Annotated in this window: 23 protein-coding genes and 1 other RNA gene; 13 read left to right on the plus strand and 11 right to left on the minus strand. The window is 61.8% G+C overall.

The genetic code is table 11. From position 1 onward, the window contains the following. Positions 1–3: 3 nt before the first annotated feature. The 6 genes from rpmE to AC3LB0_RS01865 form a co-directional block, all read right to left on the minus strand. The gene (gene rpmE, locus AC3LB0_RS01840) at positions 4–213 is read right to left on the minus strand and encodes a 50S ribosomal protein L31 (protein WP_488649037.1); all 210 of its coding nucleotides are present in this window, start codon (positions 211–213) and stop codon (positions 4–6) included. A 10-nt stretch (positions 214–223) separates the two neighbouring features. After that, positions 224–487 (minus strand): 50S ribosomal protein L27, encoded by a 264-nt coding sequence (gene rpmA, locus AC3LB0_RS01845; protein WP_488649467.1) that lies wholly within the window; start codon positions 485–487, stop codon positions 224–226. Between the two features lie 30 nt (positions 488–517). Beyond that, positions 518–1,063 carry a 50S ribosomal protein L21 gene (gene rplU, locus AC3LB0_RS01850; RefSeq protein WP_488649468.1) on the minus strand — a complete coding sequence of 182 codons (546 nt, stop codon included), beginning with the start codon at positions 1,061–1,063 and terminating at the stop codon, positions 518–520. Positions 1,064–1,195: 132 nt separating this feature from the next. Continuing rightward, complete coding sequence (locus AC3LB0_RS01855) at positions 1,196–2,323, minus strand: FtsW/RodA/SpoVE family cell cycle protein (protein WP_488649469.1); 1,128 nt, start codon at positions 2,321–2,323, stop codon at positions 1,196–1,198. Beyond that, positions 2,316–4,238, minus strand: a complete 1,923-nt coding sequence (locus AC3LB0_RS01860) for a penicillin-binding transpeptidase domain-containing protein (protein ID WP_488649470.1) — start codon at positions 4,236–4,238, stop codon at positions 2,316–2,318. Before AC3LB0_RS01860 ends, AC3LB0_RS01855 begins: the two co-directional genes overlap by 8 nt. A 9-nt stretch (positions 4,239–4,247) precedes the next feature. Then, complete coding sequence (locus AC3LB0_RS01865) at positions 4,248–4,727, minus strand: hypothetical protein (RefSeq protein WP_488649471.1); 480 nt, start codon at positions 4,725–4,727, stop codon at positions 4,248–4,250. 116 nt (positions 4,728–4,843) lie between these two features. Between AC3LB0_RS01865 and AC3LB0_RS01870 the strand changes: the two genes are divergently transcribed. The 13 genes from AC3LB0_RS01870 to ssrA all read left to right on the plus strand — a co-directional run bounded on the left by AC3LB0_RS01870 (position 4,844) and on the right by ssrA (position 20,579). Then, positions 4,844–5,665 carry a ParA family protein gene (locus AC3LB0_RS01870; protein WP_488649472.1) on the plus strand — a complete coding sequence of 274 codons (822 nt, stop codon included), beginning with the start codon at positions 4,844–4,846 and terminating at the stop codon, positions 5,663–5,665. Positions 5,666–5,680: 15 nt separating this feature from the next. Continuing rightward, positions 5,681–6,556 (plus strand): ParB/RepB/Spo0J family partition protein, encoded by an 876-nt coding sequence (locus tag AC3LB0_RS01875; protein ID WP_488649473.1) that lies wholly within the window; start codon positions 5,681–5,683, stop codon positions 6,554–6,556. Continuing rightward, positions 6,553–8,526 carry a DNA topoisomerase (ATP-hydrolyzing) subunit B gene (gyrB, locus tag AC3LB0_RS01880; protein ID WP_488649474.1) on the plus strand — a complete coding sequence of 658 codons (1,974 nt, stop codon included), beginning with the start codon at positions 6,553–6,555 and terminating at the stop codon, positions 8,524–8,526. Before AC3LB0_RS01875 ends, gyrB begins: the two co-directional genes overlap by 4 nt. 14 nt (positions 8,527–8,540) lie before the next feature. Further along, positions 8,541–11,234 carry a DNA gyrase subunit A gene (gene gyrA / locus AC3LB0_RS01885; protein ID WP_488649475.1) on the plus strand — a complete coding sequence of 898 codons (2,694 nt, stop codon included), beginning with the start codon at positions 8,541–8,543 and terminating at the stop codon, positions 11,232–11,234. Between the two features lie 31 nt (positions 11,235–11,265). Next, positions 11,266–12,306, plus strand: a complete 1,041-nt coding sequence (locus AC3LB0_RS01890; protein ID WP_488649476.1) for a ribose-phosphate diphosphokinase — start codon at positions 11,266–11,268, stop codon at positions 12,304–12,306. Further along, positions 12,303–12,536, plus strand: a complete 234-nt coding sequence (locus AC3LB0_RS01895; RefSeq protein WP_488649477.1) for a hypothetical protein — start codon at positions 12,303–12,305, stop codon at positions 12,534–12,536. The genes AC3LB0_RS01890 and AC3LB0_RS01895 overlap by 4 nt, the downstream gene beginning before the upstream one ends. Positions 12,537–12,549: 13 nt before the next feature. Continuing rightward, the gene (secA, locus tag AC3LB0_RS01900; RefSeq protein ID WP_488649478.1) at positions 12,550–15,258 is read left to right on the plus strand and encodes a preprotein translocase subunit SecA; all 2,709 of its coding nucleotides are present in this window, start codon (positions 12,550–12,552) and stop codon (positions 15,256–15,258) included. 54 nt (positions 15,259–15,312) lie between these two features. Continuing rightward, positions 15,313–16,444 (plus strand): peptide chain release factor 2 gene (prfB, locus tag AC3LB0_RS01905; RefSeq protein WP_488649479.1). Its coding sequence is split into 2 segments (ribosomal slippage): positions 15,313–15,378 and positions 15,380–16,444, totalling 1,131 coding nucleotides; the frame shifts between segments, so codons are not numbered across the junction. A 9-nt stretch (positions 16,445–16,453) separates the two neighbouring features. Next, entirely contained in the window at positions 16,454–17,179 is a 726-nt protein-coding gene (locus tag AC3LB0_RS01910) for a cell division ATP-binding protein FtsE (RefSeq protein ID WP_488649480.1), read from the plus strand. Continuing rightward, positions 17,179–18,102, plus strand: a complete 924-nt coding sequence (locus AC3LB0_RS01915) for a cell division protein FtsX (RefSeq protein WP_488649481.1) — start codon at positions 17,179–17,181, stop codon at positions 18,100–18,102. Before AC3LB0_RS01910 ends, AC3LB0_RS01915 begins: the two co-directional genes overlap by 1 nt. A gap of 28 nt (positions 18,103–18,130) precedes the next feature. Next, positions 18,131–19,348, plus strand: a complete 1,218-nt coding sequence (locus AC3LB0_RS01920) for a S41 family peptidase (protein ID WP_488649482.1) — start codon at positions 18,131–18,133, stop codon at positions 19,346–19,348. 286 nt (positions 19,349–19,634) lie between these two features. Beyond that, positions 19,635–20,153 (plus strand): SsrA-binding protein SmpB, encoded by a 519-nt coding sequence (gene smpB, locus AC3LB0_RS01925; RefSeq protein WP_488649483.1) that lies wholly within the window; start codon positions 19,635–19,637, stop codon positions 20,151–20,153. A gap of 50 nt (positions 20,154–20,203) precedes the next feature. Beyond that, positions 20,204–20,579: a transfer-messenger RNA gene (gene ssrA, locus AC3LB0_RS01930) on the plus strand. 29 nt (positions 20,580–20,608) lie between these two features. On the opposite strand, the gene AC3LB0_RS01935 is transcribed toward ssrA, so the two are convergent. The 5 genes from AC3LB0_RS01935 to rnpA are packed head-to-tail and all read right to left on the minus strand — an operon-like array spanning position 20,609 to position 23,793. Next, on the minus strand, positions 20,609–21,163 hold the full coding sequence (locus tag AC3LB0_RS01935; protein WP_488649484.1) for a DUF4287 domain-containing protein: 555 nt from the start codon (positions 21,161–21,163) through the stop codon (positions 20,609–20,611). Between the two features lie 17 nt (positions 21,164–21,180). Further along, positions 21,181–22,089 carry an RNA-binding cell elongation regulator Jag/EloR gene (jag, locus tag AC3LB0_RS01940; RefSeq protein WP_488649485.1) on the minus strand — a complete coding sequence of 303 codons (909 nt, stop codon included), beginning with the start codon at positions 22,087–22,089 and terminating at the stop codon, positions 21,181–21,183. Beyond that, the gene (locus tag AC3LB0_RS01945) at positions 22,089–23,225 is read right to left on the minus strand and encodes a YidC/Oxa1 family membrane protein insertase (RefSeq protein ID WP_488649486.1); all 1,137 of its coding nucleotides are present in this window, start codon (positions 23,223–23,225) and stop codon (positions 22,089–22,091) included. Before AC3LB0_RS01945 ends, jag begins: the two co-directional genes overlap by 1 nt. After that, positions 23,222–23,458: a membrane protein insertion efficiency factor YidD gene (yidD, locus tag AC3LB0_RS01950; RefSeq protein ID WP_488649487.1), complete on the minus strand. Its 237-nt coding sequence runs from the start codon at positions 23,456–23,458 to the stop codon at positions 23,222–23,224. Before yidD ends, AC3LB0_RS01945 begins: the two co-directional genes overlap by 4 nt. Further along, a complete protein-coding gene (gene rnpA, locus AC3LB0_RS01955) occupies positions 23,455–23,793 on the minus strand; it encodes a ribonuclease P protein component (protein ID WP_488649488.1) in 339 nt (112 codons plus the stop codon). Before rnpA ends, yidD begins: the two co-directional genes overlap by 4 nt. Positions 23,794–23,828 lie beyond the last annotated feature (35 nt).

Raw genomic sequence — 23,828 nt, forward strand, 5'->3', positions numbered from 1 at the left:
AGATCAGCGCGAGCGACCGAGGCGCTTCTGGAAGCGCTCGACCTGACCAGCCGTGTCGAGAATCAGCTGCTTCCCCGTAAAGAACGGATGGCAGTTTGAGCAGACTTCCGTCTTGAGCTCGCTGGTTCGCGTCGAGCCGATCGAGAACTTCGTGCTGCATGCAAGGCACGTAATTTCGATGGTGTTGTACTTGGGATGAATCTCTGGCTTCATCAGCGACTCTCTAGGCGTCTGGTGAAGCGACAACGTTGACGCGCTTCTTCGTGCGCGACGCGTGGTCGAACTTCACCCTGCCGGTGACGGTTGCATAGATGGTGTAGTCGCTGCCCAGGCCAACGCCGCGCCCTGCGGCGAAGGTGGTGCCGCGCTGTCGCACGATGATGCCACCAGCGTTGATCTTCTGGCCGTCGCCAACCTTCACGCCAAGGCGCTGACCAGCGCTATCGCGTCCGTTGCGAACACTTCCGCCTGCCTTTTTGTGTGCCATGGGTCTCTCCTTCTCTCAGCGTTCGCTGCGTTACTCGGTGTCGGCGGCCGATGCGTCGGCGCTCTTCGCTGCCGGCTTTGCGGTTGCTGTCTTCTTTGCGGCTGGCTTCTTCGCTGCCTTCGCCTCGGCTGGCGCGCCACCCTTCAGTGTTGCGGCAACTGCGGCATCGGCCTTCGCCTTATCAGCGGCGACGGCGACTGCGGCGGCCTGCGCCTTGGCGCGATCTGCAGCACCGGCTTCGTAGAGCGCCTTCGCGCTCGTGCCGTTCACGGCAACTTCGGTGACCTTGATGAGGTGCAACTCTTGGCGGTGCCCCTTGGTGATGCGGCTGCGCGCCTTCGGTCGATACTTGAAGCTGATTGTCTTTGGTCCGCGCTCCTGGCCAAGCACCGTTGCGGTGACCTTTGCGCCAGCAACAACAGGGGTGCCGATCTCCGTGGTGGAGTCGGTGCGCACAAGGAGGACACGGTCGAACGAGATCTCGCTCCCTGGGGTAGCGCCGGTCAACTCAACGTGCAGCTCGCTGCCGAGCTCCACTCGATACTGCTTTCCACCGGTCTCGATGACTGCGTACATGGTTCCCCTGTCCTCACTGTCTGTGCGCCGTACAGGCGGCGCCTGCTGGGCGAGTCGCGGTCTGACGGACGGGTCAGTCGCGGGAGGGGAAGTCTACGATCAGGGCTCTCCCGCGTCAACCGCGCCCTATTGTTACATTATCGGCGATGAGCCTCCGTCGTGTACTCGATGGCTCTGCACGAGGGCGAGGCCGAAGGCGAGCGAGATTGCGGAGGCTCCGCCGTAGCTCACAAAGGGGAGGGTGATCCCCGTAATGGGGGCAACGCCGAGGTTCATCCCAATATTGACGAGCGTCTGGGAGAGGACGACGGTGGCCATCCCTCCGGCAAAGATCACCCCGAACTCATCGGGGGAGGTCCAGGCATGCCAGACCAGGCGCCCAACCAGAATGGCGAGCAGAGCGATCACAAAGAAGCCGCCAACCGCGCCAAACGCACGGACAAGCGCCGCAAAGACGAAGTCACTCTCTTGTACTGGGAGGGGGGTCAGGATCGCGGTGCCGTCAGCGCCTGCGCCAAAGAGGCCGCCCCCCCTGATCGCCTCGAGTGAGCGCAGCAGTTGGTACTTCGGCCCGGCCGGATCGGCGTTCGGGTCGATGAAGGCGAGGAGTCGCTCCTTCTGATAATCCGCCAGCACTACGACCCACGCCAGGGCGCCGCTGATGGCGACCAGGCTTGTGAGGGCGGCAATCCAGCGTGTCGCGACGCCAGAGAGATAGAGGGCGCCAAAGAGCGCCGCTACCAACACCAGCGCGGTGCCGAGGTCTGGCTGCGCCACGACGAGGAAGAACGGTGGAGCAACAATGGCGCCCGCCAGCAGTAGATCTTGCAGCCCGCCGCTCGTGCGGTCCGCCCGCGTGAGTGCTGTGGAGATGACGACGAGCGTCAGGATCTTGCTGAGCTCGCTTGACTGGATGGCGAGACCAAAGATCGCGATCGCTCGGTTGTTCCCACCAGAGTCGACGCCGTAGATCAGCGTGACGATCAGCAGCAGAATGTTTGCGGCGTAGAGCGGCCAGGCGAAAGTGCGCACCCAGCGCCAGTTCACCAGCGTTGTCACGCTATAGACAGCGATAGAGAGGAGTGTCCAGGCCAGCGAGCGCACGAGTAGCGAGTCCGGCGTCAGCAGCTCTTGCCCGTAACTGCGTGCGTTGACCCAGGCCATGCCGATTCCGGTCAGCGCTAGTAGCCCAACGGTGGCCGCAGCGATCCAGTCTACGCGGCGAAGGGCGGAGCCGAGCGGCGAGTCGAGTCTATTCACCGAAGAAGTTCCCCCGCGCTAAAAGCCCCGCAGAGCGGTAGTCCCGCTTCAAATCAAACTGCAACTGCAGGTAATACTTCGTCACCTCTTTCGCCGCATTCCCCACGGTGTTGGTGCCATGCATGAAGACCACATAGGCGAAGTCGGAGTCGCTCTTTGACCAATCGTTCGTTGGGGCGACGAAGCCGCCCATCCAGTTGTGGTACGGCAGCCGGCCAAGGCTGTCACGGACGCCGTACTGCGCGGTGCCGCTCTTGGCAGAGACGAAGAGCGGCATTCGCGAAACCCCTTGCGACGGCCCAGGGTTCAGCGCCATCTTGCGGCCGGAGAGGCGCATCTCGCGATAGGTGGACTCTCGCATCCCCACCACCGCATTTACTACCGGTGCGATTGGCGTGATGTTTCCATTTGGCTGCGTGATGTGGAGTACGACGTGCGGCCGCCAGAGTGTGCCGCTGTTTGCAAGCGCGGCAAACGAGTTGAGCACTTGGATCGGCGTCACCAAGTCGTACCCTTGGCCCTGCGCCGATTGCAGCACCTCAGCGTTGTAGAGTCCGCGATTAATGGTGGAGCGTGCCCACGCCTGGTCAGGGACGAGCCCTGAGATCTCACTCGGTAGGTCGACACCCGTTGGTGCACCGAAGCCCCACTGTCGACCACATGTTGCAAGTCGATCAATCTTGATGAGTCGTGCGAGTTGGAATGTCACCACATTGGAGCTCCACGAATATGCTTCAGAGGGTGTCAGCGAGCCACCGAATCCCACACGATTCCACTCATAAAACTTCTCGCCGTCCACTTCGAGATAGGCCGTAGATGGGAATCGTGATGTTGGTGTGACGAGATTGTTGTCCAGCGCACAGGAGTACGTCACAAGTTTGTACGTACTTCCCGGAGGGAAGTACGAGCCGACCGTATGGTTCAGCAGCGGCGAGAATTTGTCCGCGAGATATTTCTGATATTTTGCGTTGCTGATCCCGGCAGAGAAATCATTGTTGTCATATGTGGGGAGTGAGGCCATCGCAATGATCTCGCCGTTCTGTGGATTCATTGAGGCAACGACGCCCTCCTTGGTGCCCGACCCTTTGAGCCCCCACTCCAGCGCGGTCGCTGCGCGCTGTTGCGCCTCAATATCAATGGTGAGCGTTAGTGAAGACCCATCAACCGGAAGTTTCGTCACACCGAGAATCCGCACAAGGCGGCCCTTTGCATCAATTTCAACTTGGCGAATTCCTGGTGCACCGCGAAGGGTCTCCTCATAGCTCGCCTCAACGCCTGCACGCCCAATGAAATCAACGACGGTGTATCCGGCTGGAGCAAGCGTGCTCGCCTCAACTGCGTCAATGCGACCAACGTATCCCACGATGTGGCTGATGAGCGTTCCGTACGGATAGACGCGTCGAGCCTCAACAACAGTCTCTACACCAGGCAGGCTGGCGCGCTCTTCATTGATGAGCCTCGCAGCGCGCTCGTTCACATTGTTAGCGATGCGAATTGGCTCCCAGAGCGAACCGGTACTGCGATCAAGCAGCGTGATGATGCGCACGGGATCCATGTTCAAAATCTCGCCGAGCGTTTTCACAACACTCGCGCGAATGGTGAGCGACAGGTCACCGGGGCGAATCTGCACCGCGTACACCGCAACATTCTTTGTAAGCACGCGCCCGCTGCGGTCATACACCAGCCCGCGTGCCGGCGTGATGAGCTCTTCAACAATGCGATGGCCGCGCGCCACGGTACTCGTTGTGCCCGACGAGGTTGTCGCGCCAAACTGAATGAGGATTAAGCGCCCGCCGAGCCCGCCAAACGTTAGAAGAACGACAAGTGCGGCGGCAAAGAATCGCAGGGGGCGACGTCGACGAACCTCACGATCGGTTGGTCCACCGCCACCCGGATAAACCTGAGGGGGTGTCATATTGTTGCGCTACCCGCGAAGTGATTGGTCGAACTGGTGGCCCCTGCGTCGACGCTGTCCAAACCAGGCCAGGGCGCTGCCGGCCACAAGGTTCAGGGCGAGCCCAAGAGCGTTCTCGCCGATACGGCCGATCCCTCCGCCGCTGAGCAGGAAGATCGTCACGCTACTCGCTGCCAGCCCAAACAGGAGGGCGACAAATCTCTTGAGGAGCAGGGCATCGCCAGCGCCACGAATCTGGCTCGCAACCAGCACACCAGCGATCATCGCAAGGCTCGTAAGCCCAAGTGGCCGCAAGAGGGCGATGTCGATCGTCAGCCCGGCGAAGGTTGCGGCGGCCAGCACGAGCGTGCGCCGATCAGCTGAGGCTGTAACAATCAGTAGTACGATTGGCAGGTTGATCGCGCGCTCCAGACCGAGTTCGGGCAGGAGCCGCGCCTGAATGAGCGCGGCAAGCACGATTCCGAGCACGTAGCCGAGTTGCTTGTTCATCGCCTCAGGATACTCCCGCAGGCGCCTCGGCGCACCCCCCGGTCGAACCGCTGTTGTTCCACGTGAAACATGCCCAGCGGAACCCCGCCGTAGCCCCCTCCTGCTACGATAGAAGCGTGAATACCTCCACCCAGCACTCTGCCGGATCACACGCGCCGATCATCGTGTGTGCGAACCAGAAGGGCGGGGTTGGCAAGACCACCACTGTGCTCAACCTCGCCGCTGAGCTCGCCCATGCAGGGCGCCGCGTGCTCGTGGTCGACCTTGACCCCCAGCGAAACCTCACCAGTGGCCTCGGATTCACCCTTCCTGAAGGGGCGCCGACCGCCTACGACCTCCTTGTTGGGCGCCGACCGGCGACGGAACTGGCCCAGCCGACCTCGATCCCGAACCTCACGCTCATTCCGGGCTCTGCCGACCTCGCCGGGATCGACGTTGAGCTCGCCACAGGCGACGAGAGTGGCGAGCGCCAGCTTGCGGTTGGCCTCCGCAGCGCAGGGGATGCCGAGGTAATCCTCGTGGACACCCCCCCTTCGCTCGGTCTGGTTACCGTCAGCGCCCTCGCGATCGCTGATGCCGTGCTTGTTCCTGTGCAGTGCGAGTACTACGCCCTGGAGGGGCTCTCGCAGCTCATGGCCACGATTCGCCTCGTGCGGGAGCGTCTCAACCCCGCCTTAGAGGTGAATGGCCTCCTCTTAACCATGCTTGATCCCCGCACGAAACTTGGCAGCGACGTGGTGCGCGAGGTGGAGAGCCACTTCGGGGATCTGGTCTATCGAGCCCGCGTGCCGCGTTCGGTACGCTTAGCCGAAGCGCCAAGCCACGGGATTGCGATCCGGAGTTACGCGCCAGGCACCTCGGGTGCTGAATCGTACGCACAGGCTGCAGCGGAATTCGATGCCCGGGTGTTCAACGGAACCCCTGTAGGCGCCAGCTAGTAATAAGGAGGGAGCATGGCGAAGAAGGCCAGCGGTCTCGGGCGAGGCCTCGGCGCACTGATCCCAGAGGCGGCGAGCGCCGTGGGGGCTACGCGTGCAGGCGCGCTGGAGATTCCGCTCAGCAAGATTAAACCGAACCCATATCAGCCACGCACAGAGTTCTCGACTGCTGAGTTGGCACAACTCGCCGAGAGCATTCGTGAGCATGGGGTGCTGCAGCCCATCGTTGTCGAGGAGGGGCCGAACGGCTACACGCTCATTGCAGGCGAGCGACGTCTCCGTGCCTCAAAGCTTGCAGGAAAGAGCACGATCCCCGCCGTCGTGCGCGTTGTTGGCAACCAGTCACGCCTTGAGCTGGCACTGATTGAGAACGTTCAACGCAGTGACCTGTCGCCGATTGAAACGGCACACGCCTATCGACGTCTCGCCGATGAGTTTGGATTGACGCAGGAGCAGATTGCGGTGATCGCCGGCAAGGCGCGCACCACTGTTGCAAACACGCTGCGCCTTCTCGATCTCTCTACTGATGTGCAGAACGAAGTTGCCGCTGGGCGACTCAGTGAAGGGCATGCGCGCGCGCTCGTTGGCCTTCCCGAATCAGAGCAGGCGTGGCTCGCGCGCACCTTTGTGCGCGATGCAGTAACCGTGCGTGGCGCAGAGGCGGCCGCGTCAACGGTTCGCGGTGCTGCGCGCGGTACAATCACCACGAAGCGAAAGCCTGGCGCACTGCCAAGTGAAGAGCTCGCTGCACTGCAGCGCGATCTTGAGGGGCATCTCGGCACTCCGGTGCGCGTGAAGCCTGCCGGCAAGGGCGGACAGATCGTGATCGATTACTACTCAAATGAAGAACTGCATCGGCTCGTAGAGCAGATCAAGGGAGTGACTGGGTGACCGAAAAACGGGGCGCTGTAGCCGCAACGAGTAGCCGCGGAAAAAAGGTCTCTGGCGACTACGGCGCATCCAGCATTCAAGTTCTTGAAGGGCTTGAAGCGGTACGCAAGCGTCCCGGCATGTACATCGGCTCCACCGATGAGCGCGGTCTGCATCACCTTGTCTATGAAGTCGTCGACAACTCTGTCGACGAAGCGATGGCCGGGCATGCAACGCGCATCGTTGTGCGCATCAACAAAGATAATTCCATCACCGTCGCCGACGATGGTCGCGGCGTTCCAGTTGGTAAACACTCCACCGGAAAAGATGCGCTTGAAGTTGTGCACACCGTGTTGCATGCCGGCGGAAAATTCGGCGGCGACGGCTATAAAGTTTCTGGTGGACTGCACGGCGTCGGCGTCTCGGTCGTCAATGCGCTGAGCATCAAGCTGCGCGTTGAATCAGCGCGTGACGGATTCGTCTGGTCGCAAGAGTACGAGCGCGGCGTGCCACGCACCAAAGTTGTAAAGGGAAATCCGTCGGCTGGCCGACGTGGAACACTCACCACCTTCTTGCCCGATCCGGAAATGTTCTCGAGCACTGAGTACTCGTTTGAGACACTTGCAAATCGTCTGCGCGAATCCGCGTATCTCAACAAGGGTCTTTGGATGACGTTGCTGGACGATCGCACCGATCGCGAAGCAACCTTCTACTTCCAGGGTGGCATCGTCTCGTTTGTGCGCCACCTCAACCGCAAGCGCAAGGTCACACACGATCGACCTGTCTACATCGAAGGGGTGGAGGGGACGACCACCGTAGAGGTCGCCTTCCAGTATCAGAGTGACTCGTGGTCCGAGACACTTCTTGCCTTTGCGAACAACATCAACACCGTTGACGGTGGAACGCACGTCACCGGATTCCGCGCCGCACTCACCAGCTCGCTGAATGACTGGGGCCGCAAGAACGGTGCGATGAAAGACAACGATCCAAACCTCACCGGTGAAGATGTGCGCGAGGGCCTCACCGCGGTGATCAGCGTGAAACTTATCGATCCGCAATTCGAGGGCCAAACAAAGGCGAAGCTCGGCACCGCCGAGATCAAGGGGATCGTGCAGACAGCCGTGAACAAGGGCCTGACGCAGTTCCTTGAAGAGAATCCTTCAGATGGTAAAGAGGTGATTCGTCAGTCGCTCAACGCGGCGCGTGGACGCGAAGCGGCGCGCAAGGCGAAAGAGCTCGTCATGCGCAAGGGCGCACTTGAGGGGAGCGCACTCCCTGGCAAGCTCGCCGACTGCCAAGAGCGCGACCCAGCCAAGTCTGAGCTCTACATCGTGGAGGGTGAGTCGGCCGGTGGTTCGGCGAAGCAGGGTCGCGATCGGCGCTTCCAGGCGATCTTCCCGCTGCGCGGCAAGCTGCTAAACGTTGAGAAGGCGCGCATCGACAAGATTCTCGGCAGCGACAACATTCGCACGTTGATCATGGCGCTCGGCGCCGGCATTCAGGATTCCAGCATGGAAGATTCGAACGGCCGCTTCGACATTACGAAGCTGCGCTACCACCGCGTCATCATCATGACCGACGCCGATGTTGACGGGGCGCACATTCGAACGCTGCTGCTCACCTTCTTCTATCGCTATATGCCAGCCATCATTGAGGCGGGCTACCTCTACATCGCCCAGCCGCCGCTCTACCGCGTGAGCACGGGCAAGGAGACGAAGTACGCGTCGACTGAGAAGGAGCGCGACGAGGCGATCGCCTCGTTCAAGACGAAGAACGTCAGCGTGCAGCGCTTCAAGGGCCTCGGCGAAATGAATGCCGAGCAGCTCTGGGAGACGGCAATGAATCCCGACAACCGCGTCTTCTTGCAGGCGCGCATTGAAGATGCCTCCGTGGCGAACGAGATCTTCGAGATGCTGATGGGCGAGCGCGTTGAGCCGCGCCGCGACTTCATTAAGGCTGAGGCCCACAAAGTGCAGAACCTGGACGTATAGGAGGCGATGAGAGCATGAGCGACGAGGCACGAGTGAGCGTCCGTTCGATTCGCATCGAAGACGAGATGCGAACGAGCTATCTCGATTACGCGATGAGCGTGATCGTGGCGCGCGCACTCCCCGACGTCCGCGACGGCCTCAAGCCGGTACACCGCCGCATCTTGTACACGATGGGTGAGATGGGCCTCTCTGGCGGCTCCGCCTATCGCAAGTGCGCCGCCATCGTCGGCGAGGTGATGGGCAAGTACCACCCACACGGCGACGGCGCCCTCTACGACGCACTCGTGCGACTCGCACAAGACTTCTCCATGCGTCATCCGCTCGTTGATGGCCAAGGAAACTTCGGCTCCGTTGACGGCGACTCCGCCGCTGCGATGCGCTACACCGAGGCACGCCTCACCTCAATCGCCGGTGAGATGCTCGCCGACATCGATCACGAAACCGTCGACTTCACGCCGAACTACGACGGCACGCAGAAGGAGCCAAGCGTTCTCCCTTCGCGCCTACCGAACCTGCTCGTCAACGGCTCCTCTGGTATTGCCGTCGGCATGGCGACAAACATTCCGCCGCACAACCTTGGCGAGATCGCCGACGCCGCCATCGCCCTGATCGCTGACCCTGAACTCTCCGTCGACGATCTCTGCAAGTACGTCAATGCGCCAGACTTCCCGACCGGCGGCATCCTCTATCGCTACGACACCATCAAGAATCCACTCACAGGCGCAACGGAGCGCATTGATGCGGTGCGACAGATGTACGCGCACGGACGCGGCCGCGTTGTTGTTGACGGCGCGACGCACTTTGAAGAGGCGTCGCGTGGCGATCGCACGGCGATCATCATCACCGAGCTGCCGTACCAGGTAAACAAGGCATCGCTCGTTGAGAAGATTGCGGACCTCGTCAAAGAGGAGCGCCTCGATGGCATCGCCGACCTGCGCGACGAGTCTGACCGCGACGGCATGCGCGTCTACGTTGAGGTTAAGAAGGATGCGAATCCACATAAGGTGCTCAACAAGCTGTTGAAGCTCACCCCGCTGCGCTCTGCATTCAGCATGAACATGCTCGCGCTCGTCGATGGGCAGCCGCAGACCCTCTCGCTGAAGTCGGTACTGCAGCACCACATTGACCACCGCCGCATCATCGTGCGACGCCGCACGGAATACGAACTGAAGAAGGCACGTGAGCGCGCCCACATCCTCGAAGGACTCAAGATCGCCCTCGACAATCTAGATGCGGTGATCAAGACGATTCGTGCGGCAGCCGACGTCGATATCGCGCGCACCCATCTCATGGAGCGATTCAAGCTCACCGAGCTGCAGGCGCAGGCAATCCTCGACATGCGCCTTGCCCGCCTCGCCGCACTCGAGCGCAAGAAGATTGAGGACGAATATCTCGAAGTGATCAAGTTCATCGCCGAACTCGAAGACATCCTCTCTCGACCGGCGCGCATCTCCAAGATCATCTCGGATGAGTTCGCCAAGCTGAAGGAGAAGTTCGCCGATCGACGTCGCACCAAGATCGCCCAAGATGCAACGCGCGAGATGTCGGACGAGGACCTGATCGCTGACGAAGATGTGGTGATCACCATCTCCAGCCGCGGCTACATCAAGCGCCAGCCGCTCATCACCTATCGCCAGCAGCATCGCGGCGGCAAGGGCGTGATCGGCATGACCACGCGCGAAGAGGATGCGGTCGCCACGCTGCAGGTCGCGAACACCCACGATTACGCCCTCTTCTTCACCAACAAGGGGCGCGGCTTCAGCGCCAAGGTGCACGAGATCCCTGACGCCTCGCGACAGAACAAGGGGATCCCGATCGTCAATCTTCCAGGGGTGCAGGTAGAGTCGGGCGAGACCCCGGTCGCCACGATCATCCTGAACGGCTTCACACCAGGCAGCTACCTCGCCTTCTCCACCAAGAAGGGGATCATCAAGAAGACGGCGATTGAGCAGTTCGAGAAGGTGCGCTCCACCGGCATCATCGCCATCACCCTTGATAAGGGCGATGAGCTCGCCCAGGTGATTCAGACCTCGGGTGAAGATGACCTGGTCATAGCCACCCGCCAGGGGCGCATCTGCCGCTTCCACGAGCGCGAGGCGCGCGCCATGGGCCGCACCGCTGGTGGCGTGATCGGCATTCGCCTTGCCCGCCAGGGTGACCTTGTCGTTGCCATGGCCGTGGCGGAGCCTGGTGCAGACCTTCTTGTCCTTACGGAGACCGGCCACGGGAAGCGCGTCCCTGTGGGCGCCTTCGCCCGCAAGCACCGTGGCACCCAGGGTGTCCGCCTGATCCCACTCGAGGGGCGCAAGACCGGCCCTGTTGTGGCCGTACGCCAGGTCAGCGAGGCCGACGAAGAGGTGATCTTGATCAGCGCTGAGGGGCAGGTCGTGCGCACCAAGCTCGAGAGCATTGCCACCCGCAAGGACGGCAGTGCCCAAGGGGTGCGCGTGATGACCCTTCGTGAGGGTGACAAGGTCGCCGGGATCGCCGCCTTCCGTACGGGTCTGGCAAAGCGCAACGGCACAGGCGACAATGAGGACGAAGCTGACGAGGCTCCAAAGATCGCCAAGGTTGTGAAGGCACCTCGCCCGACAACCAAGGGTGGCACTCCATCAAAGGGGAAGCCGGCCGCAAAGGGGAAGCCAGCAGCGAAGTCAAAGCCGGTCGCAAAGGGGAAGCCAGCCCCGAAGAAGCGTACGGGTCGCTAAGGGTGACCCGTCCAGAGAGCGGAGGACGGCGATGAGGGCAGATTCAATCGACGTCTACACGGGGAACGCCAACCCCGAACTTGCGGCAAAGATCGCACGCTACCTCGGACGCCAGATCGGCAAGGCAGAGGTCTTCGCCTTCGCCAACGAGAACATCTTCGTCAAGATTCTCGACAACGCTCGCGAGAAAGATGTCTTCATCGTGCAGCCCACATCGCGCCCGGTGAGCACCTCCATCATGGAGCTGCTGATCATGATCGACGCGTTCAAGCGCGCCTCGGCTGGCCGCATCACCGCCGTCATCCCGTACTACGGCTACGGTCGCTCCGACAAGAAAGATCAGCCGCGCGTGCCGATCACGGCACGACTTGTCGCTGACATGCTGCAGGTTGCTGGCGCAAACCGCATCCTCACCCTCGACCTGCACCAGGGCCAGCTGCAGGGGTTCTTCAACGTTCCTGTCGACGAGCTCACCGCCGTGCATCTCCTCTCCAACTACATGCGCCGGCGCGGCACCGAGAACCTCGTCGTCGTCACCGACCTCGGTTTCGCCAAGCGCGCGCGTACCTTCGCAGAACTCCTCAACGCACCACTCGCGATCGTTGAGAAGCGACGCGAAGGGAACAACGACCAGGCCGAGGTAGTGAACGTCATCGGTGACGTGAAGGGGAAGCGCGTCGTCATCGTCGACGACGAAATTGACACCGCTGGAACGCTTACTGAAATTGTCCGTGCGATTGAGAAGGCCGGCGCGATTGAGGTAACCGCATGTGCAACACACGGTGTCTTCTCTGGTCCGGCGATTGAGCGCATCGAGAACTGCAACGTGCTCGAGGTGGTGGTGACCGACTCCATCCCAATGCCGATCGGGGCAAAGAGCACGAAGATCAAGCGCCTCTCCTCTGCGCCACTCTTCGGCGAGGCCATCCGGCGAATTCACCTCGGTGAATCGGTTGGCGCCCTCTTCGGTAAAGAGTCGGCCACCGCCGAGGAGATGCTCTTCTGGGATGAGCACCAGTCAGGACCAGTCTCGACCGTTCCGACGAGCGAGAAGCGAACGCGGCGGCGATGACCCTCAAGCTGCACCGTCCGGACGAGCGTGGTGCGATTGTTGCGCGTGCTCCCGAGAAGAACGTGGACTGGCGCGCATCGCTGCGTAGCCCGCGATGGAATGCCGCACCAATGAGGAATCCTGAAATGAATCCGACCAGCAGGCCGGCAAGCGCCCTCTACTGGGTTGTGCTCGCCGCGCTTACCTTCGGCATCCTGGTGATCGGGTACTCCGCCGGATTCTGGCGCTAGGCCTCTCCCTGCGATGGTCTTTGGCTTTCTCTCCCGACTTGTAGATTCAAACGACCGCGAGCTCGGTCGCCTCAAGCCGATCCTCGACGCGGTCAACTCGCGCGCCGACGAGATGGAGGCCGCAAGCGATGGTGAGATCCGATCGCGCATTGACGCCATCTCTGCCGTACTGCGCACCCTTGAGGGCGAGGCGCTAAAGACGGCGCTCAACAACGAGCTGCCAGAGATTCTCGCAGCGGCGCGCGAAGCGTCGCGCCGCACCACGGGGATGCGCCCATACGACGAACAGATCCTCGGTGCGATCGTGCTGCACCAAGGCAAAATCGCCGAGATGCGCACCGGTGAGGGGAAGACGCTCGTTGGTCCGCTCGGTGCCAGTGTCAACGCCGTTGGCGGCCGTGGCGTGCACGTGGTGACCGTGAACGACTACCTCGCCCGTCGCGACGCACGCTGGATGGGGCCGATCTTCGCCTTCATGGGTCTCAGCATCGGCGTCATCGCCCACGACAGCTCGTATCTGTTTGATCCCGAATATCACAGCAGCGACGAGCAGACCGCCAAGCTGCGCCCCGTCACCCGACGCGAAGCGTATGCCGCTGACGTGACTTACGGCACGAATAATGAGTTCGGATTCGACTACCTGCGCGACAACATGGTCACCGAGCTCGAGCAGCGCGTACAGCGCGGTCACGCATTCGCCATCGTCGACGAGGTCGACAACATCTTGATCGACGAGGCACGAACGCCACTCATCATCAGCGGCCAGGCGGCTGAGTCGCAGGATCTCTACGCAACGTTCTCAAAGCTTGTGCCGCGCCTGCGCGCGCGTGACACTGGTGCGGCGGTCGGCGGCGACTACTTCCTTGACGAGAAGGAGAAGGCCGTTTCGCCGACAGAGGATGGCGTCGCTCGCGTCGAGCAGATGCTCGGCATCGAGAACCTCTACAGCGGCGATCCACTCATGGCGCGCCACTTTGAGTCAGCGCTTCGTGCGCATGCACTCTTTAAGCGTGATCGAGACTACATCGTTGAGGGCGGCGAAATTGTCATCGTCGACGAGTTCACTGGGCGAAAGATGCCAGGGCGGCGCTGGTCTGAAGGCCTCCATCAGGCAATCGAGGCGAAGGAGGGACTGCACGTGCAGCGCGAGTCGGTGACCCTTGCAACGATCACCTTCCAGAACTACTTCCGCCTCTACGGCAGGCTCGCCGGCATGACCGGCACTGCGATGACCGAGGCAGAGGAGTTCAGCAAGATCTACAGCCTTGAGGTCACCGCGATCCCAACGCATCAACCGATGGTGCGCGACGATCAGTCCGATCTTGTCTACCGTACAGAGCGCGCGAAAGATGGCGCCATCGTGGAGCACATCAAGGAGCGGCGAGCCGCTGGCCAGCCGGTGCTTGTTGGCACTACCTCCGTTGAGCGCTCTGAACATCTTGCCGCACTGCTGAATCGCGAAGGGATTACCCACAACGTCTTGAATGCGAAGCAGCACGAGCGTGAGGCGCCCGTCGTTGCACAGGCGGGACGCAGCGGTGCGGTGACGATCGCCACCAACATGGCTGGCCGCGGTACCGACATCGTGCTCGGCGGTAATCCTGCTGGGCTTGCATCTGAAGCGTTGCGCCTGCGCGGCCTGAATCCTGCCGAGGTTGATGCAGCAACCTACGCAGAGGCACTCGCTGAAGCGGAGCGCTCCTGTGTAGCAAATCGCGAAATCGTCCTCGCTGCAGGAGGCCTCCGCATTCTTGGCACCGAGCGACATGAGTCGCGCCGCATCGACAACCAGCTCCGTGGTCGCGCCGGCCGCCAAGGTGACCCAGGCTCATCGCGCTTCTACCTCTCGCTCGAAGACGACCTGATGAAGCGCTTCGCTGGCGAACGTGTCGTAAGCCTGATGGATCGCCTCGGCTTCGATGAGACACAGGCGCTTGAGTCGTCCATGGTCAGTCGCACGATTGAGGGGGCACAGACGCGCGTTGAGGGGTACAACTTCGACATTCGTAAACGCGTCGTTGAGTTTGACGACGTGATCAACAAGCAGCGCGCGACCGTCTACGGCGAACGTGATCGCGTGTTGCACGGCGACGATCTCAACCTAACGGTCGAGGATTCGCTCAGCGCAGAGGCGCGCTCTATCGTAATGACGCACTGCCCACCAGGCCTTCCAGGTGATTGGAGCCTTGAAGCGCTGAAGGGCGATTTAAAGCGTGCCGGGATTGAGCCGCCAGAGAACCTCGAGAACATCGTTGAAGATGCGATCCTGATTGATGCGATTGAGGTTGCCGCACTTGCGGCGCTGGACAAGAAGGCGGAGGAGTTCGGCCCAAAGATTTGGCCGCGCGTCTTGCGCGCCGTGATCTTGCGCAGCATCGATCAGCTCTGGGTGGAACATCTCACTGAGGTGGATGATCTGCGTCGCGGCATCGGGCTGCGCGGATACGCCCAAGAAGATCCACTGAATGCGTTCAAGAAAGAGGCGTTCAAACTCTATGACGAGTTCCAGGGACTCATCCGCGTCAGCATCGGCCGATCGATCTTGCGCGTCAGCGTGGTGCAGCAGGAGGCGCCGCGCCCCAAGATCGTCGCCACCAGCGCAGCGAGCACCACGTCAGCCCCAGCGCCAAAGGCGCCTGTTGTGGCTGCCGCCACTGTCGGCCGAAACGACCCGTGCCCCTGTGGCTCCGGGAAGAAGTATAAGAAGTGCCATGGCGCATAGCGTGAGCAGCAAGTCCCCCGTGGATGCCGCGATTCGGCTGGGTGAGGGTGCAGGGTGAGCGTCGACGCTGCCTCCCTGCGAGACCTCCTCGGCCGCATCGAGGCAACCTCGGGGCGTCTTTGACCCTGTAACAAAGGCTGCCCGCCTAGCCGAGATCGAGGCGGCGATGCTCGCCCCCGGCTTCTGGGATGACCAGCGGGTCGCTCGACGGCTCGCCCGCGAGGCGGAGGGGCTGCGCGAAGAGCTCACCCTCTGGAGGGAGCTCACCACCGCCGCGCGCGACCTCGGTGAACTCTTCGAGTTGGCCGAGTCAGAGGGCGACCACGGGCTGCAAGACGAGGTGTCAACGAAGGCGGCGCTCCTTGAGAGCGACTTCGAGAAGGCGCGCACCTCACTCCTCTTTAGCGGCGAGTATGCCGACGCCGACGCCATCGTCACCCTTCAGGCGGGCGCCGGTGGCACCGAGGCGTGTGATTGGACCGCCATTCTGCTGCGCGCCTACATGCGGTGGGCCGAACGACATAGCTTCGCAACAGAGATCGTCGACTCCACCGAGGGTGAAGGCGCTGGCTATCGCAGTGTTGTTCTAGAGATCCGCGGTCGCAATGCGTTCGGATGGTTGCGTGCGGAGCGCGGCGTGCATCGCCTAGTGCGCATCTCGCCATTCGATGGGCAGAAGCGCCGACAGACAACCTTTGCAATGTTCGAAGTCATTCCAGAGGTAGAAGACGATGCCGAGGTAACGCTCAACTGGGATGAGATTCGCGTTGATACGTATCGCTCGAGTGGCGCTGGTGGCCAACATGTCAACAAGACAGAATCTGCAGTGCGCCTCACTCACCTTCCAACAAACTCCGTCGTCTCCAGTCAGAACCAGCGCTCACAAATGCAGAACCGCGAAACAGCCGAGCGCATGTTGCGCGGCAAACTGATTGAGCTAAAGATTCGTGCGCGCGAAGATGAGCTTGCACGTGTGCGCGGAGAAACGATCTCCGCCGGCTGGGGGAACCAGATTCGCAGTTACGTTCTGCACCCATACCAGATGGTGAAAGACCACCGCACTGGCAGCCAGACCTCAGACACTGTCGGCATTCTTGATGGCGACTTCGATGCGCTTATTCTTGCCGAGCTTGAGCGTGTCTCTACTGGGGCACCGCTCGCTGGTGGCAGCGTGGATGAGGAGTAGGATCGACCGATGAGCAACGAAGTAGAACTTGATGCAACCGAGGGTGCAGTCGTTGACCTGCAAGGTATCTCCGTGACCTACCCGAGTGGCCACATCGCCCTTGGTGATGTGAGCCTCACCATTCAGCGCGGAGAGTTCGCCTTCCTTGTTGGGCCATCGGGTGCAGGAAAGTCCACTCTTATCGGACTCCTCGTTCGCGACGTGCTGCCAACGGCGGGCGAGGTGTACGTCGCAGGCTTTCCAGTTCATCGCCTCTCTGGGGGTGATGTGCCGAAGCTTCGCCGTCGCGTTGGCGTAATCTTTCAGGACTTCCGCCTCTTGCCGCGACGAACCGTTCGCGAGAACGTTGCCTTCGCCCTTGAGGTAACGGGGACGGCGCCCGACCTCGTTGCCACCGCAACGGATCGAGCACTGCGCATTGTTGGCTTGGCGCGTCTCGCCGATCGTTACCCCTCTGAGCTCTCTGGCGGCGAGCAGCAGCGCACCGCAATCGCGCGCGCCATCGTCGGTGAGCCAGAACTACTCATCGCCGACGAACCGACGGGCAACCTTGACCCGCTCATCAGCTGGGAGATCATGGAGCTCCTGATGGACATCAATCGACTTGGCGTCACGGTGCTGGTAGCGACGCACGACTCTGACATCGTCACTACGCTGCGCCGTCGTGTGATCGGCCTCGAGGGTGGCCGCCTCATTCGCGATGAAGCGAACGCAACGTATCACCGGGTGGGCTGATGAGCGTGCAGCGCGAAAGCCAGTCAAATCGCGGCCGCCTCATTCGGCTAAGCATTTCCGCGGCGGCAAATGGACTCTCTCGCAATCGCCTCGCAACGATCGCCGCCACTACGACGATGACGCTGATGCTGATGGTCCTCGCCTCTGTGCTCGTTATTCGAGCGGGCCTCGACGCGGCGCTCTCATATGCCGATTCAAAGGTTGAGGTCATCGCCTATCTCAAGAGCTCCGTCACCGAGAGCGAGGCTCGCTCAATCCAGGTGCAGATTGAGGGGATAGACGGGGTGAAGGGGGCTACGTATGTGAGTGCGGACGATGCGCTGGCCGCCTTTAAGGTGCGCCTAAAGGAGCGCGGCGAGCCCGACCTCACCGGCAACCTTGGTGTGAACCCGCTCCCCGCCAGCTACGAGATCGCCCTAGATAACCCTGCAGACACGGGGCGGGTTGCCGACGGCCTCGCCTCAATTCCGGACGCAGCCTCCATCAGCCGCATTATCGACGGGCGCGCACTTGCGGAGAGCTTGGTCGCCATTACTGGCGCGCTGCGCATCGTTGGGCTGATCATTGTGATCGGCTTCTCGCTCGCCGTGCTTGCCGTGGTGGTCAACGCCATCCGGCTCGCCATCCTGGCGCGAAGCGACGAGATCGCCATCATGCGCATCGTTGGCGCGAGCGCCACCTGGGTGCGCCTTCCGTTCATTCTCGAGGGCCTCGCGATCGGCGCCGCCGGAGCGCTGATCACACTCTTCATCTTCGGCATTCTGAGCGCCAGCATTGGCGCCGTCATGCTCAATCTCTTCCGCGTCCTTCCGGTGCAAACCTCGGCGATCCTTGCCGGGCAGGTCTCGCTCTCGGTGATCGCCGCTGGGCTCGGCCTTGGAGCACTAGGCGCGCTACTCTCTCTCCGAGGGCGGCTGAACTAGTCGCCACGCGTAGCGAAGGAGCACCGCCATGAGCCTGACACCGAACGGAACGCCACTCTTCACGCGAGCCGGTCGCCTTCTTCTCGCCGTCATCATTGCCGTTGCCGCCTATAGCGCTGGGCTGCGCTCCAGCGATAACGCTCCACAAGGGAACGGCACCCTTGATCTTGCACGCTTCAACGAGGTGCTCACCCTTATTCAAGAGCAACACGTTGGTACCGAGACTGACGAAGATCTCATCAATGGTGCGATCAAGGGACTCGTTGACTCGCTCGATGATCCGTACTCCCAATACCTCACCGCCGAAGAGATGGCCTCAATGAAGGAGGGACTCTCAGGGAGCTTCACCGGCATCGGCGCCGTGATTGACCTGCGCACATCGGCGGGTGAGCTCTGCACCGCGATCAGTAGTGATTGCCTCCTTACTGTTGCTTCGACGATTGAAGGCGCCCCGGCGCGTGCCGCAGGAATCCGTGGTGGCGACAAGTTCCTCGCCGTTGATGGTGATGCGCTGACGGGACTCTCTGTTGACCAGGCGGTGCTCAAGGTGCGTGGCGCTGAGGGCACGACTGTCGTCATTACCGTTCTCACGGGCACCACTGCGCCGCGCGATGTCTCAATCGTTCGCGCCAAGATTGAACTTCCAGTGGTGGCGACGGAGCAGCTACAAACGGCCGCTGGAGATCGCGTTGATTACATTGCGCTCAACGAGTTCACCGACATTGCCGCCGATCAGTTCCGTGTGGCGCTGCAGAAGATTGTTGACGCTGGTGGCGACAAGATCGTTCTTGACCTCCGTGATGACCCGGGCGGCTATCTCTCTACCGCGCTCACAATCGCCAGCGAATTCATTGCCGACGGTGTGGTCTATATCGAAGAGAACAGCAAGGGCGAGCAGTCCAGCACCTCAGCGCAGGCGGGCGGGATCGCGACTGATGCCTCTATTCAACTTGTCGTGTTGATCAACAGCGGGAGCGCATCGGCAAGCGAGATTCTTGCTGGTGCGCTGCAGGATCGCGGGCGGGCAATCCTGATCGGCGAGACCAGCTTTGGTAAGGGGGTTGTGCAGACGTTCATTGACCTCAGTGACGGGTCTGGTTTGAAGCTCACGATCGCCAAGTGGCTGACGCCAAACGGGCGCTGGATCCACAAGGTCGGCCTCACGCCAGACATCGCCGTCCCCTCGGCCCCTGAAGGCTCGGACGCCGATCCGGTGCTGGACGCTGCGCTGGCCGCCTTTAAGTAGCACTCGTGCTGTGCGGTACTTGCGCCCGCCTCTGCGGAGGCGTATCCTTCGTCACAGACGAAAGGAGGTGGTGTGCAATGTCAAATGGCAGTTGTACCGCCGCCTCTCACGAGGTCAGCGCATAGTTGACCCGCGAGAGCGGTAAAAACTGAGCAGAGCCCTGGCCCTCGGGCCGGGGCTCTCTCGTCTCCGGCGTTAGTCACCCCGCAGTACCCCCACCCACGGTTGGCGCGTACCCTACAGGGGCGCCCACGGGTGGCAACGCAGTTCGAGAGGAGGTAACTCTATGGCTAAGGCTCCAGTAAAGACGGCGCCCTCCCCTGCCCCAAAGCCGAAGGCGCCCCCGTCGGGGACGACGCTCTCCTCGAACCGGAAGGCCTCGTATGAGTACGAGATCATCGAGCGCTATGAGGCGGGGATCGTTCTCTCGGGGACCGAGATCAAGTCGATTCGCGCCGGCAAGGCCGACATTGGCGATGCCTACGTGCGCCTCGAGGCGGGCGAGGGTCGCCTGATTGGCATGCACATTGCCGAGTGGCCCGGTGCCGCCAGCCAAAACCACGAGCCGAAGCGGGTGCGGCGCCTCTTGCTCCACAAGTCCGAGATCATTGTCATCGGCACGAAGGTGAAGACCAAGGGGCTCACACTGATTCCGCTGCGCCTCTACCTTTCGCGCGGGCGTTGCAAGGTGGAGATTGGCCTCGGGCGCGGCAAGAAGTCCTTCGATAAGCGTGCCGCTATCGCCGATCGCGAGGGGCGCCGCGAGGCGGAGCGCCAGCTCAGCGACTGGAAGCGTGGCGAGTAGGTTCGCTCGCACTAGCAATCGCGTCGCACGCGCGGTATCATTATCGCCTTGGGGATGCGTGGTTTCGACGGAGATCCGCACCTTGGGAACGCGAGTCGAGGTTGCTATCAGGCCTCGTTAAACCGGTAGCAAAAAGAAGTAACTGGCAATCGCCAGCCTGCTCTCGCCCTCGCTGCCTAAGGCAGTAAGGTGAGCGTGGAAGCGGCCCCCGCTTCGCGGGTCGTGGAAGCGTCATAAAGCGAAGCTGCAGTGATGACAAGCGACGCATAGTCATCAAGTAAGCCCGATTTAGGGAGATGTGTCTCGGTTGAGGGTCGATCCGGCCTGTGGGAGCGCCTCAACTCAGACTAAACCGCAGGACACGCTCGTAGTGGTCTCAAGGAAGGCTTTTCGGACGAGGAGTTCGACTCTCCTCCATCTCCACCAAATCTCACCCGTGGCGCCGTCGGCGCGCGCTATGCGATCTCCGCGATGCGCGCCTTCGCCATCGCCAGCAGCAGCTTCTCGTCGATCTCCCAGTCGTTGGGGATCGTGATCGAGTGCTTCAGCACACGGAGCCCCTTCATCTTCGGGGTGAAGGCATCGATGACCGCCTTGCTAAACGGATTGATCAACAGGTACCTCTTCAGTGCTGACCCTCCGAGCACATACTGCGTTCCCTTGCGCAACATTGGCTGGTTGTAGGCGATTACAAACTCGAGCTCTGGGTACTTTGTGCGCACCACTTTGAAGATCGCGCGCATCGTGCGGGCCTGCTGCGCTTCGATGGTTTTGAAATAGGCGGTCGGCGTTGCATGCCGCTGTGACGATGTCGAGCCACGCGAGAAGAGCACCAGTGCATTTGCGTGTGCTTGCGAGAATCCGTAGTTCTCTCGCAAGTGTGCGATCTGTTCTGGGTAGCGCCTCCCTGCAATGCTCTGCATCATGGCGAACCAGTGCTTCATCGGTTCGCCGTAGCGCTTCTCAATTGCAGGGAAGTGCGCCTCCCGTCGTGGATCCTTTGTCGGCATGTTGGCCGAGCGGGTTATTAGGCTGGAATCACGACGACGCGGCGCTCTGGCTCTTCGCCCGCCGACTCGGTCGCAATGTTGTCCATTTCCTGAAGCTCAACGTGAATCCAGCGGCGCTCCAGCGCCGTCATTGGCTCAAGCTGCACGGCGCGGCCGGTCTCCTTGACGCGGTCTGCCGCCTTGCGCGCAAGTGCGCGGAGCTGTGCCTCACGTCGACCTCGATACTCTTCGATGTCTACGGTGACACGTGCCCACTCGCCCATCTTGCGGCTGAGCATCAGGTTCACGAGATGCTGGATCGCCTGCAGTCGCTCGCCGCGGCCGCCGATCAAGTTGTTCAACTCATCGACCGCCTCTGGTGAGGTGCCGGCAACGTTCAACACGGTGTCAGCATCAGTTCCAGTGGTGCGCACTTCGGCCTCGAAGCCGAGGTGCTTCACCAGCGTCTCAAGGATCTCCTTGCCGCCGCTGATCATCTCTGGCGTCGTCTCGCTGCGCTCGCGTCGCTCTCGTGGCTCGCGATCCTCGCGTGGCGCGCGCTCGGGGCGCGGTGCACGCTCAGGTCGTGGGGCACGGTCGCCGCGTGGCGCTGGGCGTGCTGCAGCTCGCGGTGCAGCGGCTCGCTCTACGGGTGCATCACTGCGTGATGCGGGGCGCGGCGCACGCTCTTCGCGAACCGGCGCTGGTGCTGGTGCTGGGCGGCTTGACTCGCCGGCACGCTTTGGGGCGGCGCCGCCGAGTGCGCTGATTGGCGCGGCGACGATGCGGGCAGGCTCAGCGCCCATGCCGAGCACGCCGCGCGACCCTGGGGCAATGATCTCGAAGTCGAGATCGCCGATGCCAACCTTGAACGCCTCGCAGGCACCCTTCAGTGCCTCTTCAACGCTCTTCCCGGTGAACTCCTGATATGCGCTCTCGTTCGCCATTACTTACTCCCTCGTCGACCATGTCGGTCGCGCTTCTTCGCCGAACGGATCGTGGCGGCCGCTGATGCGGCGCGGTCAAGCTCCGTTCGCTCGTGTGGTGCCACAACTTCCCCAGCAGCATCCGGAATCAATTCCGGCATCGCCACTGGGAAACGCGGGGCATGGTTAACGGCAAAGGCGGGCGTCCAGCCGAAGAGCGGGAAGAGCCCACCGTAGCCGAGGATCAAGTACTGCTGCCCGATCGAGAACAGCGTGGACGAGATCCAGTAGATGAACAGCCCGGCGGGAAGAATCCCGCCGTACAGTACCGAAATGAGTGGCAGGAGCACCATGGTCTGACCCTGGGCGCCTGACATTGGATCGTTCTTTGACGCATTCGGATTGATCACCATGCGCGTTTGAATGACCTGGAGAAGTGCGCTGATGACTGCGAGAATCGAGACGCCGAACCCGGCGACGTCGATCACTGAAGGCTTCGATGCGTCGAGGTTACCTAGCCACGGCACTGTTGATTTGATGCATGCCTCCATGTCGTTGTATCCGGGTAGGGGTGCTCCGTTTGCGCACACCAGCCCAACCGCATCGCCGATGTTGAACCCAAAGACACTCAGCATGGCAGTAGGGTCTGGGCTCGTGAGGCCGCTCGAGATCACGGTGTACATCGGAATCAGCACGATGAACTGCAGAAGCGTTGGGAGGCAGCCGCCGAACGGGCTGACGCCACGTGCCTTGTAGAGCGCCATTTGCGCCTGTTGGATTTTTACCTTGTCGCCCTTATAGCGTCGCTGAATCTCGGCCACCTCTGGTGCGAGGAGCTGGGTGCGCTTCTGTGAGACCAGCTGCTTGCGGTATGGCGAGATCAGGATGATGCGAATGATCAGCGTCAAGATCAGGATTGAGATGCCAATGTCGCCAGTGAGTCGATCGAGCAGCACGAGTCCTACGAAGAGCGCCTGAAAGACTGGCGTGAAGAGCCAGGCGAGGAGGCTAAACGGATCCGCGCCTGGTGTAGCAGGAACGAGCGGTGGGAACGGGGTTGGGCTAACGCTCGCCGTTGCGCCGTCAGCGCCGCAGGCGGCAACCAGGAGGGTTGTGAAGCCGAGCAGTGCGATGACCTTCATCGTGTGGCGGCTCATCGGACCGGATCCAATCCGCCAGCGCTGATTGGCGAGCAGCGCGCGATGCGCTTGGCCCCCATCCATGAACCTTTGAGCAGTCCGTACTTCAAGATCGCCTCCTCTGTATAGCGCGAGCAGCTCGGCTCGAAGCGGCAGCTCGACGGGAGCCAAAAGAACAACACGCGGTATCCCTTGATCAACAGCGTTCCAGCGATCGCTGGAAGATTGGCAACACGTCGCAGCGCGGTCATGCAGAGACCTCAACGAGTCGGGCGCGGCGCAGGCACTCGGTGAGCGCGGCGCGCAGCTCTGCGCTGGTCGCGGTGCTGGCTGCAGTGCGAACGCCGATCAGGATCTCTGCGCCAGGGCGCACCTGTGGTGCAAGCTCGCGCGCGATGCTCTTCAGTCGACGGCGGATGCGATTGCGCACCACGGCGTTCCCTACCTTGCGGCTCGTTGCGATGCCGAGTCGGAGTGACGCGGTGCCCTCTGTGACGGCGACGGTGCGATGGCGAACGCCGAGCAGCGGCGTGGTAGCGCCGGGTGCGGCGCTCAGCGCGGCGAAGTCAGAGGGGGTGCGCAACATGTCGATGCTGCTGGGGCGTGTACGCGCCGCCTTGA

Origin of the sequence: Candidatus Limnocylindrus sp., from assembly GCF_040397235.1 — a bacterium.
GTDB lineage: Bacteria > Chloroflexota > Limnocylindria > Limnocylindrales > Limnocylindraceae > Limnocylindrus.

Coding starts and splice junctions, on each gene's coding strand:
- rnpA (WP_488649488.1), bottom strand. CDS start 23,793: ATGTTGCGCACCCCCTCTGACTTCGCCGCGCTGAGCGCCGCACCCGGC.
- AC3LB0_RS01895 (WP_488649477.1), top strand. CDS start 12,303: ATGACCCTCAAGCTGCACCGTCCGGACGAGCGTGGTGCGATTGTTGCG.
- AC3LB0_RS01945 (WP_488649486.1), bottom strand. CDS start 23,225: ATGAGCCGCCACACGATGAAGGTCATCGCACTGCTCGGCTTCACAACC.
- AC3LB0_RS01935 (WP_488649484.1), bottom strand. CDS start 21,163: ATGCCGACAAAGGATCCACGACGGGAGGCGCACTTCCCTGCAATTGAG.
- jag (WP_488649485.1), bottom strand. CDS start 22,089: ATGGCGAACGAGAGCGCATATCAGGAGTTCACCGGGAAGAGCGTTGAA.
- smpB (WP_488649483.1), top strand. CDS start 19,635: ATGGCTAAGGCTCCAGTAAAGACGGCGCCCTCCCCTGCCCCAAAGCCG.
- rpmE (WP_488649037.1), bottom strand. CDS start 213: ATGAAGCCAGAGATTCATCCCAAGTACAACACCATCGAAATTACGTGC.
- AC3LB0_RS01920 (WP_488649482.1), top strand. CDS start 18,131: ATGAGCCTGACACCGAACGGAACGCCACTCTTCACGCGAGCCGGTCGC.
- secA (WP_488649478.1), top strand. CDS start 12,550: ATGGTCTTTGGCTTTCTCTCCCGACTTGTAGATTCAAACGACCGCGAG.
- AC3LB0_RS01860 (WP_488649470.1), bottom strand. CDS start 4,238: ATGACACCCCCTCAGGTTTATCCGGGTGGCGGTGGACCAACCGATCGT.
- yidD (WP_488649487.1), bottom strand. CDS start 23,458: ATGACCGCGCTGCGACGTGTTGCCAATCTTCCAGCGATCGCTGGAACG.
- gyrA (WP_488649475.1), top strand. CDS start 8,541: ATGAGCGACGAGGCACGAGTGAGCGTCCGTTCGATTCGCATCGAAGAC.
- AC3LB0_RS01865 (WP_488649471.1), bottom strand. CDS start 4,727: ATGAACAAGCAACTCGGCTACGTGCTCGGAATCGTGCTTGCCGCGCTC.
- AC3LB0_RS01910 (WP_488649480.1), top strand. CDS start 16,454: ATGAGCAACGAAGTAGAACTTGATGCAACCGAGGGTGCAGTCGTTGAC.
- AC3LB0_RS01875 (WP_488649473.1), top strand. CDS start 5,681: ATGGCGAAGAAGGCCAGCGGTCTCGGGCGAGGCCTCGGCGCACTGATC.
- rplU (WP_488649468.1), bottom strand. CDS start 1,063: ATGTACGCAGTCATCGAGACCGGTGGAAAGCAGTATCGAGTGGAGCTC.
- AC3LB0_RS01915 (WP_488649481.1), top strand. CDS start 17,179: ATGAGCGTGCAGCGCGAAAGCCAGTCAAATCGCGGCCGCCTCATTCGG.
- AC3LB0_RS01890 (WP_488649476.1), top strand. CDS start 11,266: ATGAGGGCAGATTCAATCGACGTCTACACGGGGAACGCCAACCCCGAA.
- rpmA (WP_488649467.1), bottom strand. CDS start 487: ATGGCACACAAAAAGGCAGGCGGAAGTGTTCGCAACGGACGCGATAGC.